This is a genomic window from Thermithiobacillus tepidarius DSM 3134 (genome assembly GCF_000423825.1).
GTDB classification, from domain to species: Bacteria; Pseudomonadota; Gammaproteobacteria; order Acidithiobacillales; family Thermithiobacillaceae; genus Thermithiobacillus; species Thermithiobacillus tepidarius.
In genome coordinates, this window is sequence record NZ_AUIS01000010.1 from 67,868 (window position 1) to 83,542 (window position 15,675).

Below are 15,675 nucleotides of genomic sequence, written 5' to 3' on the forward strand. Positions count from 1 at the left end.
TCGTGATTCGTGATTCGTGATTCGTGATTCGTGATTCGTGATTCGTGACAAGGCTGGGGGCGCGCGGCGCCGTGTCAAGCTCGCTTCCGCACGCCTTGGCGCACGGTTTTCCGCTGGCGCCGCCGGACATCGCCACGACGAGCCCTCACCCTGCCCGCTCCCGGCGGGCGCCGGCAACGGAGAATGGGCGCCTGAGGCTGAGCGGGTGCCGGTGAGGGCGTGTAGGAGCGAGCTTGCTCGCGATCGACGGGAGCGGCCGCCATCGAATCGCGAGCAAGCTCGCTCCTACGCTCGGACGCGACAGACGGAGGGCTTGCACCGTGCCGGTGTTGGCGCGCACGACCCCAGCGAACGGCAAAACAAGCGCAGCGAAGTTTCGCGAGCGCGGCGAAAGCGGCAAAACGACCAAGAGGAGTTTACCGCTGCGCTGTCGGCGCCTATGGCGCCTCATGTAACGGGCGCGGCCCGTTTACGCGAGGCGCAGCCGAACGTGCGCGCAGCGAACGGTAAAGGAAGTTGCTGTCGGGCACCCCCCGACACCCAGCCATCCGCGGGCGCAACCCGCTCCAACGCTTGGGCTGAATCCAGCTCAGCCCAGGCTATCTCCCCTCCTCCAACACCGGCCCCCCAAAATAGTGCCCCTGCCCCCAATCCACCCCAATCCGGCGCAGCTGCTCCGCCGTCGCCTCGTCCTCGATGAACTCGGCCAGGGTGATCAGGCCCAGGTCGCTGGCGGTGTTCTGGATGCCTTGCAGGATGGCGCGCACGCGCGGTTCCTGCACGCGACGCACCAAGGAGCCTTCGATCTTGAGGTAGGTGAAAGGCAGGTCGGCCAGGTACTGGAAAGAGGAGTAGCCGCTGCCGAAGTCGTCCAGGGCCAGGCGGAAGCCGAAGTCCAGGAAGGGCATGAGCAGCTCCCGGGCCAGTTCCGCATCGCCCAGCAGCTCCCGCTCGGTGATCTCGATGACGATGGGCTTCTCCAGCCCCGGGTTGTCCGCGCAGGCCGGACAGGTGTTCTTGGCGTGGCGCAGCATGTCCTCGACCAGCTCGGGATGGCGCATGAGGTCGCCGGAGATGTTGATGAAGTGCTTGAGGGCGGAACCCGCCTGCATCTGCGACCAGCAGCGGCTCAGGGCGTGCAGGAAGACGGCGTAGTCGACGCGGTGGGCCAGTTGCAGCCGGGTAGCGGCGTCCATGAAATGACAGGCATCCAGCACGCCGCCCTCCGGCTCCTGCAGCCGCGCCAAGGCCTCGTCCGCCACCACCCGGCCGCTGGCGAGCTCGACGATGGGCTGGTAGGCGGCGGCGATGCGGCCGTCGCGCAGGGCTGTGTCCAGGGTCGAACCCATGCGGAAGAGCCGCTGCGGCAGCCGGTTGGCGCCCATGACGCGGTTGCGCCCGGCGGCCTTGGCCTCATAGAGGGCCGCATCGGCGGCGGCCAACAGGGCGTGCAGGCTCTCGCCATCGCCGGGATAGGCGGCGATGCCGGCGCTGATGCTGACCTGCACCGCGTCGGCACCCAGACGCACGCGCATGTCGGCCACCGCCAAGCGCAGCCGCTCGGCCATGTCCAGGGCCATCGCCTCGTCGGCATCGGGCAGCAGGCAGAGGATTTCCCCGCCGCTCCAGCGGCCGACGAAGTCGCCCTTGCGCAGGACCGTGCGGGCCAGCTGCGCCACCTGCTTCAGCACCGCATCGCCCTGCTGATGCCCGAAGCCGTCGTTGATGAGCTTGAAGCGGTCCAGGTTGAAGAGCAGCAGGGCCAGCGGCCGCCGGTGACGATGGCAGCGCGCCAGCTCCAGCTCCGCGATGTCCTGGATGGCGCGCCGGCTCAACAGTCCGGTGAGCGAATCGAAGCTCTCCACCGCCTCCAGCTGGGAGCGCAGCATGGCCTGCTGCAGCAGCTCCTGGCCCAGGCGGGTGAACGCGCTGAAGATCTCCGTGCCGATCCGCCGAAAGTAGCCGGGCACGTCGGCGTAGAGGGTGATGACCGCGCGCAGCTGATCCTTGCCGAGTTCCAGGGGAAAGCTGAGGATTTCCGCGATGCCGTGATTGGCGGCCAGGGCCCGCCAGGCGGAAAAGAAGCGGTCGTCGGGCACCGCCGCCAGCTGGGCCTGGCCGGTGGCCAACGCCAGGCGGGTCGGGCAGCGGGACATGTGCGGCCCGTTGTCCAGGGCCACGGCCTGGGCATAGCCGGTGGCCGGCCCGACCGCGTACTGCGGGGTCAGCACCTGGGCATCCGCCGTGCTCACCGTCATCCAGGCCAGGCGGATGTGCGCCGTGGCATCCGTCAGCGCGTCGCACAGGATGCGCAGGAGCACCGCCGGCTCCTGGCCGCGCGCCAAGCGGGGCGCGGCGTCGAGCAGCGCCGTGGCGAGCGCCGCGCGTTCGGCGAGCACGTCTTCGAGCAGGAGCGGGTCCAAGGCGGCTTCAGACATGTCGGGCATGATAGCCGCTCCCGGCAACCCGCGGAAGGCGGCTGGCCGGGCCTGGCGGGACTGGCGCGTCAATCCAGCCCATGCCGCGCCGCGAAGGCGGTCGAATGAGCCCGGTGGTAAAGGAAGTTCTTGGCATAGGCTTCCGCCAGCTTGGGATTGCCCCGCAGGATCATCACGTTTTCGGCATTGCTCTTCTCGGCCGCCTTGGTGAAGTTGAAGGAGCCGGTGATGAGGGTATCGCCGTCGATGATCATGACCTTGTTGTGGGCGATGGCATGCTGGTCATCGATGAAGGTGGGCACCGCATGGTTGGCGAAGTAGTCCGCCTCCGAGTAGTTGGCGGTGCGCTGACTCTTGTCCAGCACCACCACGAGCTTAACGCCACGCTTGTGCGCCTCCACCAGCGCCCGGGCAATGGGGGCGCTGGTGAAGCTGTAGGCCTGCACCCAGATGCGCTCGCGCGCCTGGTTGATGGCGCGGATGATCATTTCCGTGGCGCCGCCGTTGGGCGAGAAGGCCACTTCCAGGGTACCCTGCGCCACCAGCAACTGGGGCGAGGCGGGCGGCCGGGCGCCGGCCAGGGACAGCCAGTCGCCGACGTCCTCCCGCACCCGCTCGAACCAGCGCCCCTCGGCCACGCCGGCGGCGCCGAGGATCAGCAGCAACAAGGCAAACCAGGTGTTCTTTTTCAGCTTCATAACGAGCAACCCTAAATGAAACAACCCCCGCTTTCAAGGGAAAGCGGGGGCTGCCGCAGTCCGCCGGCGCCGGCCGGCGGCGAACGCGCGAACTACAACTGCTTGGCGTGCTGGGACAGGTACTCGGCCACGCCCTCGGGAGAGGCCTTCATGCCGGCCTGGCCCTTCTGCCAGCCGGCGGGGCAGACCTCGCCGTGCTCCTCGTTGAACTGCAGGGCATCCACCATGCGGATGGCCTCGTCCACGTTGCGGCCCAGGGGCAGATCGTTGATCACCTGATGGCGCACCACGAAGTCGCGATCGATCAGGAAGGTGCCGCGCAACGCCACGCTGTTGTTGAAGAGCACGTCGTAGTCCCGGGCGATGGACTGGGTCAGGTCGGCCACCATGGGGAAGCGCAGGTTGCCCACGCCGCCCTGCTCCACGGGCGTCCGTTTCCAGGCCAAGTGGGTGTACTGGGAATCCACGCTCACGCCGATCACTTCGCAGTTGCGCATCTGGAACTCTTCCCAGCGGTGATCGAAGGCGATGATTTCGGAGGGGCAGACGAAGGTGAAATCCAGGGGCCAGAAGAACACCACGGCGTACTTGCCCTTGGTGAATTCGGACAGGCGGAAGTTTTCGTTGATCGTGTTGTCACCCATCACAGCAGGCGCGACAAAGTCAGGGGCGGTTTTACCGACGAGTACAGACATGGGGACCTCCATCAGGGTGGTGGGAATACTGTGTAGACAAAGTCTAAATATCCGGATTTGGCTCCGTGCTGTCAAGGCTGGCCGCCAACCGGGTTCCAGACTAAACACACGGGCGCCGTTTTTCCAGACTTCATTTTCAGACCTTATCTGCTTAATATGGCCGTAACTTCCACTGGCTCATCGGATTAGACATGCGACGCTCTCAACTGCTCATTCCCACCCTCAAGGAAACGCCCGCCGAAGCGGAGGTCATCAGCCATCAGCTGCTCATGCGCGCGGGCATGATCCGGCGCCTGGCGGCGGGGCTCTACACCTGGCTGCCGCTGGGGCTGCGGGTGCTGCGCAAGGTGGAGCAGATCGTGCGCGAGGAGATGGACCGGGCCGGGGCGCAGGAGGTGCTGATGCCCATGGTGCAGCCGGCGGAGCTGTGGGAGGAGTCGGGCCGCTGGGAGCAGTACGGGCCAGAGCTGCTGCGCATCAAGGACCGCCACCAGCGCGATTTCTGCCTGGGTCCCACCCACGAAGAGGTGATCACCGACCTCATCCGCCGGGAGATCCGCTCCTACCGGCAGCTGCCGGCCAACTTCTATCAGATCCAAACCAAGTTCCGCGATGAGATCCGGCCCCGCTTCGGACTCATGCGCGGGCGCGAATTCCTGATGAAGGACGCCTATTCCTTCCACGGCGACCAGGACAGCCTGGCGCTGACCTATCAATCCATGTACGAGGCCTACGGCCGCATCTTCAGCCGCCTGGGGCTGGAGTTCCGGGCGGTGGAGGCGGACACCGGCTCCATCGGCGGCAAGGCCTCGCACGAATTCCACGTGCTGGCCGACTCCGGCGAGGATGCCATCGTCTATTGCCACCAGTGCGCCTACGCCGCCAATCTGGAGCTGGCCCAGGGCCGCCCGGCCGTGCCGGCCTGCGACGGCGCGCTGGCGCCCGAGAAGGTGCGGACCCCGGGCATCCGCACCGTCGCCGAGCAAGCGGAGATGCTGAAGCTGCCCCAGGACCGCATCGTCAAGAGCGTGGTGGTGATGGCCGACGACGAGCCCGCCGTGCTCTTCCTCATGGGCGACGACGAGCTCAACATGGTCAAGGCGGCGCGGGCGCTGGGCGCCAGCCAGTTGCGCCTGGCCGATGCCGACGAGGCCGAGGCCGCGACCGGCGTAGCCGTGGGCTTCATCGGCCCCCTGGGCCTGCCCGCCAAGCTGCGCGTGCTGGTGGACGCCCGCGCCGCCCGTGCCTGCAACTTCAGCAGCGGCGCCAACGAGAAGGACTGGCATTGGATCAATCTCAACTGGGGCGATGCCCTGCCCCTGCCGGAGACGGCCGATCTGCGCAACGTGCAGGCCGGCGAGCAGTGCCCGCAATGCGCGGGGCACCTGGGCATCCGCCGCGGCATCGAGGTGGGCCACATCTTCCAGCTCGGCGACAAATACAGCCGCGCCCTGAACGCCACCTTCCTGGACGAGCAGGGCCGGGAACAGGTGATGATCATGGGCTGCTACGGCATCGGCGTCTCCCGCGTGGTGGCCGCCGCCGTGGAGCAGAACTACGACGACCGTGGCATCATCTGGCCCCCAGCCATCGCGCCCTTCCACGTGGGCCTGATCGGCATCAACATGCACAAGTCCGAACGGGTCGCCGCGGCGACGGAGCAACTCTACGACGAGCTGCGCTCTCTGGGCTTCGAAGTGCTGTGGGACGACCGGCCCGAGCGCCCGGGCGTGCAGTTCGCGGACATGGACCTGATCGGCCTGCCCCACCGCATCGTGGTCAGCGAGAAGAACCTGGAGCACGGGCTGCTGGAGTACAAGTTCCGCGCCGCGGCCGAAGCCGAGCTGCTGGACAAGGAAGCGGTGCTCGCGCGGCTGCGGGCCTGAGATCCGCGTTGCCATCACAGGGAGGGAAACAAGTATGAAACCGCTGTTTCAACGCATTCTGGCTCCCGTCGACTACTCGGACCTGGCGGCGCTGGCCGCGCGCACGGCCGCGGAACTGGCGGCGCAGCAGCAGGCCGAGCTGACCCTGCTGCACGTCTTCGCCCCGCAGATCATCTACCCGGAACTGCCCGAGACGGCCGTGCCGCCCCTGCTGGAGACCACGGAAGAAATCCGAGCCATCGCCGAACGCGAGATGCAGGCGCTGACCGATCGGCTCCGGGCCGATTATCCGCGCCTGCAAGGCCGGGTGGTGGAAAGCGCCGACCGTCCGGCCAGCGCCATCGCCGACGTGGCCAAGGAGATCAACGCCGACCTCATCGTGATCGGCAGCCACGGCCGCTCCGGCCTCTCGCGTCTCCTGCTCGGCTCCACCGCCGACCGCGTGGTGCACGAAGCGCCCTGCGCGGTGCTGGTGGTGAAATAGGCAGCCCCGCCCGCGCCGGGCTGCCCTTGCCCGCCTCCGACCTTCATCCTAAGTAGAAGGATGGTCCCGGCGAAACCCGGCCATTGTTCTGGCCATCTAACTATTTGATGGCCAGGGCAGCATCTCATAAATTCTGCAAATGCAGAGACTTGCGCCTGAATGACGGCAATCCTGCTCCCGTCGCCCGCGCCGGGCCCGGGCGGGGCCGCGCCAGCGCGGAGGCACTTCAAGATGGAAGAGGAACCCGCCGGGCTTTCCCTCTGCACCGACCGGCTGTTCGACGCCATACCCTTCGGCTTGCTGCTCGCAGACCGCAAGCTCACGGCCCGCCAGGCGAACCCCCACTGCACCCGCCTGCTTGCCCTGGAACACAGACTGTGGCGCGGCCGGCCCCTGGAGGCATTGCTGCCTGTGGCCGGACTCGCGGAACGCGGCCGCCGCGTACTGGACGGCCACGCGGCCGGCGATGCACTCACGGTGAACCTGATCGGAACCAGCCTGCACATTGCCCTCGGGCGTCTCGACTGCCAGGGCAATCCCTTGCTGATTCTGGCTCTCGCCGAATGCGGCGAAGCGCTGGCGTCTGCCCCAGCCACGGAGGCCGGCTTGCAGGCCAGCGAGGAGCGCTTTCGCCTGCTGATGGACAATGCCGTGGACTACGCCATCTTCATGCTCGATCCGGAGGGACGGGTCATCAATTGGAATGAGGGGGCGCAACGCATTCTGGGCTATGGCGAAGCCGAGGTTCTGGGCCGCCGCCTCGACCGCATTTTCACGCCGGAAGACCGCCGCAGCGGGGTGCCCGCCCAGGAAATGGAATGGCGCGCGCCGCGGGCCGCGCCTCGGACAACCGCTGGCTGCTACGCAAGGACGGCAGCCGTTTCTGGGCTTCGGGCACGCTCACGGCGCTGCGCGACGAGCGTGGCCGGTTGCGCGGCTACGCCAAGATCCTGCGCGATCGCACGGAGCAGAAGCTGGCCGAGGAGCAGCTCCTGCGCCTGAATGCCCAGCTCGAGCAGCGGCTGGCGGAGATCGGCACGCTCAATCACGAGCTGGAGGCGTTCAGCTACTCGGTGTCCCACGACCTGCGCGCGCCGCTGCGTGCCATTGACGGCTTCAGCCAGATCCTGCAGGAAGATTACGCCGAACGGCTGGACGATGCGGGGCAGGACTACCTGAACCGGGTGCGCGGCGCCGCCCAGCGCATGGGCCAGCTTATCGACGACTTGTTGCGCCTGGCACAGGTGCCCCGCGGCGAGCTGCAGCGGGAAAGCATCGATTTGAGCCAGTTGGCGCAGCGGATCGCCGCCGGCCTGGCCGCGAGCCAGCCCGTACGGCGGGTGGAGTTCGTCATCGCGCCGGCGGTGATGGCCTGTGCCGACCTCCGGCTGCTGCAGATCGCCATGGAAAACCTGCTCGGCAACGCCTGGAAGTTCACCGGCAAGCAGGCCGATGCCCGCATCGAGTTCGGCGCTTTCGCTCAGGACGGGCAGACCGTCTATTTCGTGCGCGACAACGGCGCCGGCTTCGACATGAGCTATGCCCACAAGCTCTTCGGCGCCTTCCAGCGCCTGCACGGGGCTGAAGAGTTCGCCGGCACCGGCATCGGCCTGGCCACCGTGGCGCGCATCATCGCCCGCCACGGCGGCCGCATCTGGGCCGAAGGCGCCGTCGGCCAGGGTGCCACCTTCTACTTCACCTTGGGGGGAATGGGGTCGTAGGCGCGGGATGGCCCGCGATTTCACAGGCGTGGGCATGGATGATCGCGGGCAAGCCCGCTCCTGCAGCCGGCGACAGCGGGGCACGGCGTAAAAAACCGCCCCCGGCGCGGGGCCGGGGGCGGCTGGGCGCACGGCTCAAGCCGCGGCGATTTCTGCCTTGCCGCGATGGGGCACGAAGGTGAAGCCGTCGCCGGCCACGTCCACCTCGATGAGATCGCCGGGCACGAAGCGGCCGCGCAGCAGCTCCTGGGCCAGAGGGTTTTCGATCTCCTTCTGGATCGCCCGCTTCAGGGGCCGCGCCCCGTAGACCGGATCGAAGCCGATCGCGCCCAGGCGCTCCAGGGCGGCGTCGCTGAACGTCAGATCCATGTGCCGGGCCTGCAGCCGCTTGCGCAGGTACTCGCTCTGGATCGCGGCGATCTGGCGCACCTGGGCGTGCTGGAGCGGATGGAAGATGACGATGTCATCGATGCGGTTCAGGAACTCCGGCCGGAAGTGGCTGCGCACCACGTCCATCACCGCCGCCTGCATGGCGTCGTAGTTGCCGTGCGCGCTGTACTCCTGGATGCGGTCGGAACCCAGGTTGCTGGTCATGACGATGACCGTGTTGCGGAAGTCCACGGTCCGCCCCTGGCCGTCGGTGAGCCGTCCATCGTCCAACACCTGCAGCAGGATGTTGAAGACCTCGGGATGGGCCTTCTCCACCTCGTCCAGCAGGATCACCGAATAGGGCTTGCGCCGCACCGCCTCGGTCAGGTAGCCGCCCTCCTCGTAGCCCACGTAGCCGGGCGGGGCGCCGATCAGGCGGGCCACGGAGTGCTTCTCCATGAACTCGCTCATGTCGATGCGCACCATATGCTCGGCGCTGTCGAACAGGAATTCCGCCAGCGCCTTGGTCAGCTCGGTCTTGCCCACGCCGGTGGGGCCCAGGAAGAGGAAGGAGCCGATCGGCCGGTTGGGGTCGGAAAGGCCGGCCCGCGAGCGGCGGATGGCGTCGGATACCGCCCGCACCGCCTCCTCCTGGCCGACCACGCGGCTTTGCAGGCGCTCCTCCATCTTCAGCAGCTTCTCGCGGTCGCCCTCGAGCATCTTGCTCACCGGGATGCCGGTCCAGCGCGACACCACCTCGGCGATCTCCTCCTCGGTCACCTCCTCGCGCAGCAGGCGCGCCCTGCCCTGTTCGGCCTGGCCCTCCGCCTGCTGGGCCGACGCCAGCTTGCGCTCCAATTCGGGGATGGCGCCGTACTGCAGCTGCGACATGCGCTCCAGGTCGCCGGCGCGGCGGGCGTTCTCCAGCTCCACCCGGGCGCGGTCCAGCTCCTTCTGGATGTGGGATGCGCCTTCGATGGCCTGCTTCTCCGCCTGCCAGACCTGCTCCAGCTCGTCGTACTTGGCCTGCAGCTCGGCCAGCTGCTCCTTGATGATCTCCAGCCGCTTCTGGCTGGCCTCGTCCTTTTCCTTCTCCAGCGCCACGCGCTCGATGTTGAGCTGCACCATGCGGCGCTCCAGTTCGTCCAGCTCCTGGGGCTTGGAGTCGATTTCCATCTTCAGGCGCGAGGCGGCCTCGTCGATGAGGTCGATGGCCTTGTCCGGGAGCTGGCGGCCGGTGATGTAGCGGTGGCTGAGCTGCGCCGCCGCCACGATGGCCGGATCGGTGATGCGCACGCCGTGGTGCACCTGGTACTTCTCCTTCAAGCCGCGCAGGATGGCGATGGTGTCCTCCACGCTCGGCTCGTCCACCAGCACCGGCTGGAAGCGCCGCTCCAGGGCCGCGTCCTTTTCGATGTACTTGCGGTACTCGTCCAGGGTGGTGGCGCCGATGGCGTGCAGCTCGCCGCGCGCCAGGGCCGGCTTGAGCATGTTGCCGGCGTCCATGGCGCCCTCGGCCTTGCCCGCGCCCACCAGGGTGTGGATCTCGTCGATGAAGAGGATGATGTTGCCCTGGGCCTTGGCGATGTCGTTCAGCAGCGCCTTCAGCCGCTCCTCGAATTCGCCGCGGTACTTGGCCCCGGCGATCAGCGCCCCGAGATCCAGCGACAGCAGGCGCTTGCCGCGCAGGGATTCGGGCACTTCGTTGTTGACGATGCGGCTCGCCAGGCCCTCGGCGATGGCGGTCTTGCCCACGCCCGGCTCGCCGATCAGCACCGGGTTGTTCTTGGTGCGCCGCATCAGCACCTGAATGGTGCGGCGAATCTCGTCATCGCGGCCGATCACCGGATCGAGCTTGCCCTGGGCGGCGCGCTCGGTCAGGTCCACCGTGTACTTCTCCAAGGCCTGGCGCTGCTCCTCGGCGTTGGGGTCCTTGATCTTCTCGCCGCCGTGCAGCTCGTTGACCGCCGCCTCCAGATCGGCCTTGGTGGCGCCTGCCTCCTTCAGCAGCCGGCCGGCCGGGCCCTTGTCCTCCATCAGCGCCAGCAGGAAATGCTCGGTGGCGATGTAGGCGTCGCCGCGCTGCTGGGCGATCTTGTCGGCCAGGTTCAGCATGTTGCCGAGATCCCGGGAGACGTGCACTTCGCCCGGCGTGCCGTGCACCTTGGGCAGGCCCTCCAGCTCGCGCCCGAGCTTGGAGCGCAGGGCATCCACCGCCACGCCGGCCTTGGCCAGCAGGCCGCGGGCGATGCCGCCCTCCTGGTCCAGGAAGGCCACCAGCAGGTGGGCCGGCTCGATCTGCTGGTGATCCAGGCTCAACGCCAGACTCTGCGCCTCCTGCAGGGCCTGTTGGAATTTGGTGGTCAATTTGTCCATTCGCATGGTTTGCGCTCCGTAAATTGTTCGTTACCGAGCAAATGGGGACACGGATTTGGGCTTTCAAGGCGGCCACAAGAGGAAATAACCCAGATTATAGAAAGCGTGCAGGGCAAAAGGCGCATAAATGCAGCCGCTGCGCTCGCGCAAGCAACCGAAGAGCAATCCGGGAATGAAGACGGCGGCCGCCCAGAAGGGGCTGTGCTGGAGGAGGTGGAAAAGGGCAAAAATGAGGGCGGTCAGCGCATTGGCCGCGCTGATGCCGCCCAGGCGCCTGGCGCCCCAGGCTTGGCGCAGGAACCGCCCCTGCAGAAAGCCGCGGAAAAAGAGTTCCTCCAGGATCGGCTGCCACAGGACCACGCTGAACCAGAAGACGAGCGGCAGGGCCGCCCGGGCGGGCGGATGCCACTGCGCCCACAGGAGCCAGAACACAGGGCCGCCCAGCAAGGCGGCCCACCAGAGCGGATCGCGCCCGAAGCCGCGGCAGCCGCGCAGCCCCCAGGCCGCGGCCGGGGTCAAGAATGCCGGCCCGCCTGCCCCCGGCGGCCCAGCGTGCGCTGCGCCAGCCAGGCGAGCAGCGGCAGCATCAGCAGGGTCGGGTCGGGCGCGGCGCCATGTCCGATGCTGCATCCGCCCCCGCCGCCGGCGGCGGGCTCGCTGCTGCTCGTGGCGAGCGGCGGCGCGCTGCTAGTGGGCGTGCTCTGCACCACGTAGTCGGCGGCAAGCGCCACCGCCCCGGCGGCGTCCACCAGGCCCGCGCCGCAGTAGGCGCCCGTGTCGCAGAAGCCGTCAGCGATGGGCCGGGCGGAGTCCCGCAGCAGCTTGGCGACATCGTCCGGGCTCAGGGCCGACTGCACGGCCAGCAGCAGGGACACGACGCCGGACACCTGGGCGGCGGCGATGCTGGTGCCCTGGCCGTAGGCGTAGGTATACGCCCCGGTATTGTTGTCCTTGAAGAGGGAAAGAATGCCGTCACGCACGTTGCCACCGCTGCCGTAGTAGCCGCCCGGCGCGCTGATGGCCACCGCCCGTCCGTAATTGGAGTAGCTGCGGGCCAGGCTGCCCGTGTGATCGGTGGCGGCCACGGTGAGCACCCCCTGACAGGTCGCCGGGGTGTAGGGGGTGCTGTCCAGGTTGACCGGGCCGTTGCCCGAGGCCACCACCACCGTGGCTCCGGCGGCGCGAATTTGATTCAGCACGTCCTGTTCCGCAGATTGGCAAGCCCCCTCGGCGCCCAGGCTCAGGTTGATGACCTTGGCCGGATTGGGATTCGTGGGCACCCCATTCACGTCCAGTCCCGCCGCCCAGGCGGCGGCGTTCAGCACGTCGGACAGGTAGCCGCCGCACTTGCCCAGGGCGCGCACCGGCAGCACCTTGGCCTGCCAGTTGATGCCGGCCATGCCCTCGGCGTTGTTGGTGCTGGCGGCGATGATGCCGCTGACGAAGGTGCCGTGCCAGGAGTTGGGCTCGGCCGGGGTGTTCGCGCCGCACTCGCCCGCGGCCACGCCGTCGCCGGGATCGGTGGGATCGGCATCCAGGTCGACGAAGTCATAGCCGGGCAGCAGCTTGCCGCGCAGATCCGGATGCGCCGGCAGCACGCCCGTATCCACCACGGCCACCACCTGCCCCGCCTTGCCCGTGGTGCGGTCCCAGGCGCCGGTCACGTTGGCGCCGGGCGCGGCAAAGAGGCTCCACTGATCCACATTGTTGTAAAACGGATCGTTGGGCGGCGTGATCGCCATCGGCCGCACGATGTAATCCGGCTGCACGTAGGCCACGTCGGGACGCTGGGCCAGGCGGCTCTGGATCTGCGCCAGGGCCTGGGGATCCATCTTTTGGGGCAGCTTCAGCACCTCGGCGCCGCCGCGCAGATTGCGCACGTGCCTGAGCTCCACGTTGGCCGTGCTGCTCATGGACTGCGCCCAGGCCCCGGCGGCCAGCGACTGGGGCTTGGACTTGCCATCGGACTTGTACTTGACGATCAGCCGGTCGGTGCCCGGCTGCTTGAGCGGCGTTTGCGCCAGGGCGCCGTTGCAGGCGGCGAACAGGCCCAGCAGGGCGATCCAGATTCTCGAATTGTGCATGCGGGGTCTCGCTATTGGGTCTTCAGGCGAATGTCCGGCTCGGCATAGCGCACTCGCGGGTCCTGCCGCAGGCGTCGCAGCGCCTCTTCCATGACCGCGGCCGGCACTTGGCCGTCCAGCCGCAGGACGTGCGCGCCGCCCGCCATGGGGCGGACGTAGCGCAGGGACACGCCGGCGCGGCGCTCCAGATCGCGCAGCAGCGCGTCATCGACGGACACGCCGTCCTGGAAGCGGATGATGATGCGCGAGCCGTCCATTGCCGCATTTTCTCGTTGATCGGGGGATACGGAACTCGAAGAGGCGGCCAAATCCGGTGAAGGGGATGGCGCCGTGCAGGCGGGGAGCAAAACCAGGCAAAGGCCCGAGATCAGCAAACGCAGTTCAGGGTCATTGCCTTGCTGGCGGTCAGGCAAAGGACCTCCCATCTTTGGTTACCACTTCTAATCCTGCATCCAGTATGCCCACGGCGCAGCACCGCCAACCATCCGCCGAAAGTTTCACAAGGCCCGCGCCACCGCCATGCGGCCGGTGGCGCGGGCGGCCAGCAAAAGCCCCAGAAAGGCGAGCACGGCCGCCACGGCGTAGCTGGCTCCGCCGCCCGCCTGCCCCCAGGTCCAGCCGGCCAAAGCCCCGCCGATGGCGCCGCCCAGCCCGAAGGCCAGGCTGGAGTAAAGCGCCTGGCCGCGGGCGCGCAGGGCCGGGGGGAATTGCTGGTAGGTGAGATTGACGGCGGCGGCATGGAAGGCGCCGTAGCTGGCCGCGTGCAGCGCCTGGGCGAAGATCACCCAGCCCAGGCCCGGCCACAGGCCGATCAACACCCAGCGCACGGTGGTCAGCACGAAGCTGCCCAGCAGCAGGGCTCGCAAACCCAGATAGGCGATGATGCGGTCGCTGGCAAGGAAAAAGCCCACTTCGCAGGCGACCGCGAAGGCCCACATGAGGCCGATGCCGACGCCGCTGAAACCGTGCTGCTGCAGGTAAATGGAGTAGAAGGCGTAGTACGGGCCATGGCTGGCCTGCTCCAGGGCGCAGGCCAGGAAGAAGGCCAGCACGCCGGGACGGCGCAGCAGCTGGCCCAGGGACTCCCCGGCGGCCGCGTGGTGCGGATGCGGCTCGCCGCGCGGCAGGGGCAGGCTGACCAGCCAGGCCCCCAGGAACAGGAGCGTGCAAGTGACGAGAAAGGCCTGGGGCCCGAAGCCGTCGATGAGGATGCCGAGCCCGAGCGCGAAGACGATGAAGCCCAGCGAGCCCCACAGGCGGATGCGGCCATAGCTGGCCTGCATGCGGCGCGCCCAGTCCAGGGTGGTGGCCTCCACCAGCGGCAGGGCGGCGGAGGCGAAGAAGGAGTACAGGAAAGTGGCCAACGCCGCCCACCAAAAGCTCTGCCCCCAGAACAGCAGGACAAAGGACAGCGCGCTGGCCAGCGTCGCCCAGTGCACCACCCGCTGGCGCTGGCCGGTGCGGTCGGCCAGGCTGCCCCACAGGTGCGGCGCGAAGACCCGGGTGACCTGCACCAGGGCGGTCAGGAAGCCGATCTGCAGCGCCGTCTGCCCGATGGAATCGAGATAGAGCCCCCAATAGGGCCCGAAGGCTCCCAGGCCGGCGAAGTAGACGCCGTAGAAGGCGGACAGGCGTACCCGCTCGGAAGCGGACGCCGGCATCGCTGCGGCCCGGCCAGGTCTCCGAAAAAATGACACAGACACCTCGGTTTTTTCAGCAGACCTGCCGGGAAGCGTTCAGGCGGGGATCTTGGCGGGAATGACCGGGGTGCCGCTGCGCACGTCGGCGTTCTGGGCGCGCTGGCGCAGGGCATGATCCATCAGCACCAGCGCCAGCATGGCCTCGACGATGGGCACCGCCCGGATGCCGACGCAGGGATCGTGCCGGCCGGTGGTGATCACCTCGCAGGGCTCGCCGTGGATGTCGACGGAGCGGCGCGGCAGGCGAATGCTGGAAGTGGGCTTGATGGCGATGCTGGCGGTGATGTCCTGGCCGCTGGAGATGCCGCCGAGGATGCCGCCGGCATGGTTGGAGAGGAAGCCCGCCGGGGTCATCTCGTCGCCGTGCTCGGTGCCCTTCTGCTCCACCACGGCAAAGCCGTCGCCGATCTCCACGCCCTTGACGGCGTTGATGCTCATGAGCGCCTTGGCGATGTCGGCGTCCAGGCGGTCGAAGACCGGCTCGCCCAGGCCGACGGGCACGTTGCTGGCCACCACGCTGATGCGCGCGCCGATGGAATCGCCCTCCTTGCGCAGGGCGTCCATGTAGGCCGCCATCCGCTCGGCGGCTTCGGCGTCCGGGCAGAAGAAGGGATTGTTGGGGATCTCGTCCCAATCCAGGCGCTGGGCCCGGATCGGGCCCAGCTGCGCCAGCCAGGCGCGGATCTCCACGCCCAGGCGCTCGCGCAGATATTTCCTGGCGATGGCGCCGGCGGCCACCCGGGTGGCCGTCTCGCGGGCCGAGGAGCGGCCGCCGCCGCGGTAGTCGCGCAGGCCGTACTTCTGCAGGTAGGTGTAGTCGGCGTGGCCGGGCCGGAACTGGTCCTTGATCTTGCCGTAATCCTTGGAGCGTTGGTCCACGTTGCGGATCAGCAGGCCGATGGGCGTGCCGGTGGTGACGCCCTCGAAGACGCCGGACAGGATCTCCACCTCGTCGGGCTCGCGGCGCTGGGTGGTGTGGCGCGACTGCCCGGGCTTGCGGCGGTCCAGCTCCACCTGCAGGTCCGCCGCCGTGAGCGCCAGGCCGGGCGGGCAGCCGTCCACGACGCAGCCGATGGCCGGCCCATGGCTCTCGCCGAAGGTGGTGACGGTGAAAAGCGTTCCGAAACTGTTTCCAGGCATTCTTAATAGCCGTGATTCGTGATTCGTGATTCGTGATTCGTGATTCGTGATTCGTGATTCGTGATTCGTGATTCGTGATTCGTG

At 68.0% G+C, this 15,675-nt stretch carries 12 protein-coding genes and 1 pseudogene; 4 read left to right on the forward strand and 9 right to left on the reverse strand.

The genetic code is table 11. The features are described from left to right. Nucleotides 1–599 precede the first annotated feature (599 nt). From G579_RS16415 to G579_RS0107110, 3 genes are all read right to left on the reverse strand, one after another. The gene (locus G579_RS16415) at nucleotides 600–2,447 is read right to left on the reverse strand and encodes a GGDEF and EAL domain-containing protein (protein WP_051181073.1); all 1,848 of its coding nucleotides are present in this window, start codon (nucleotides 2,445–2,447) and stop codon (nucleotides 600–602) included. A 59-nt stretch (nucleotides 2,448–2,506) separates the two neighbouring features. After that, nucleotides 2,507–3,136 (reverse strand): phospholipase D family nuclease, encoded by a 630-nt coding sequence (locus tag G579_RS0107105; protein WP_051181075.1) that lies wholly within the window; start codon nucleotides 3,134–3,136, stop codon nucleotides 2,507–2,509. A gap of 92 nt (nucleotides 3,137–3,228) precedes the next feature. Further along, on the reverse strand, nucleotides 3,229–3,831 hold the full coding sequence (locus G579_RS0107110) for a peroxiredoxin (protein ID WP_028989628.1): 603 nt from the start codon (nucleotides 3,829–3,831) through the stop codon (nucleotides 3,229–3,231). 191 nt (nucleotides 3,832–4,022) lie between these two features. Here G579_RS0107110 and G579_RS0107115 point away from each other — a divergent pair, with 191 nt between their 5' ends. The 4 genes and pseudogenes from G579_RS0107115 (at nucleotide 4,023) to G579_RS19600 (ending at nucleotide 7,922) form a co-directional block, all read left to right on the forward strand. Then, the gene (locus G579_RS0107115) at nucleotides 4,023–5,717 is read left to right on the forward strand and encodes a proline--tRNA ligase (RefSeq protein WP_028989629.1); all 1,695 of its coding nucleotides are present in this window, start codon (nucleotides 4,023–4,025) and stop codon (nucleotides 5,715–5,717) included. A gap of 34 nt (nucleotides 5,718–5,751) precedes the next feature. After that, nucleotides 5,752–6,201 carry a universal stress protein gene (locus tag G579_RS0107120; RefSeq protein ID WP_038018715.1) on the forward strand — a complete coding sequence of 150 codons (450 nt, stop codon included), beginning with the start codon at nucleotides 5,752–5,754 and terminating at the stop codon, nucleotides 6,199–6,201. Nucleotides 6,202–6,432: 231 nt separating this feature from the next. After that, nucleotides 6,433–6,990 (forward strand): annotated as a pseudogene (locus G579_RS19595) (PAS domain-containing protein); the annotation flags it as partial. Between the two features lie 29 nt (nucleotides 6,991–7,019). After that, nucleotides 7,020–7,922: a sensor histidine kinase gene (locus tag G579_RS19600; RefSeq protein ID WP_051181077.1), complete on the forward strand. Its 903-nt coding sequence runs from the start codon at nucleotides 7,020–7,022 to the stop codon at nucleotides 7,920–7,922. 135 nt (nucleotides 7,923–8,057) lie between these two features. On the opposite strand, the gene clpB is transcribed toward G579_RS19600, so the two are convergent. The 6 genes from clpB to aroC all read right to left on the reverse strand — a co-directional run bounded on the left by clpB (nucleotide 8,058) and on the right by aroC (nucleotide 15,591). Continuing rightward, nucleotides 8,058–10,673 carry an ATP-dependent chaperone ClpB gene (gene clpB, locus G579_RS0107135; protein ID WP_028989632.1) on the reverse strand — a complete coding sequence of 872 codons (2,616 nt, stop codon included), beginning with the start codon at nucleotides 10,671–10,673 and terminating at the stop codon, nucleotides 8,058–8,060. A 57-nt stretch (nucleotides 10,674–10,730) separates the two neighbouring features. Further along, on the reverse strand, nucleotides 10,731–11,186 hold the full coding sequence (mrtJ, locus tag G579_RS16425) for a JDVT-CTERM system glutamic-type intramembrane protease MrtJ (RefSeq protein ID WP_038018718.1): 456 nt from the start codon (nucleotides 11,184–11,186) through the stop codon (nucleotides 10,731–10,733). Beyond that, nucleotides 11,183–12,751 carry a S8 family peptidase gene (locus tag G579_RS16430; protein ID WP_051181079.1) on the reverse strand — a complete coding sequence of 523 codons (1,569 nt, stop codon included), beginning with the start codon at nucleotides 12,749–12,751 and terminating at the stop codon, nucleotides 11,183–11,185. Before G579_RS16430 ends, mrtJ begins: the two co-directional genes overlap by 4 nt. A gap of 11 nt (nucleotides 12,752–12,762) precedes the next feature. Beyond that, nucleotides 12,763–13,008: a hypothetical protein gene (locus G579_RS16435; protein ID WP_038018721.1), complete on the reverse strand. Its 246-nt coding sequence runs from the start codon at nucleotides 13,006–13,008 to the stop codon at nucleotides 12,763–12,765. Between the two features lie 240 nt (nucleotides 13,009–13,248). Next, entirely contained in the window at nucleotides 13,249–14,412 is a 1,164-nt protein-coding gene (locus G579_RS16440) for an MFS transporter (RefSeq protein ID WP_051181082.1), read from the reverse strand. 75 nt (nucleotides 14,413–14,487) lie between these two features. Then, nucleotides 14,488–15,591, reverse strand: a complete 1,104-nt coding sequence (aroC, locus tag G579_RS0107160; RefSeq protein ID WP_028989633.1) for a chorismate synthase — start codon at nucleotides 15,589–15,591, stop codon at nucleotides 14,488–14,490. Nucleotides 15,592–15,675: the final 84 nt, after the last annotated feature.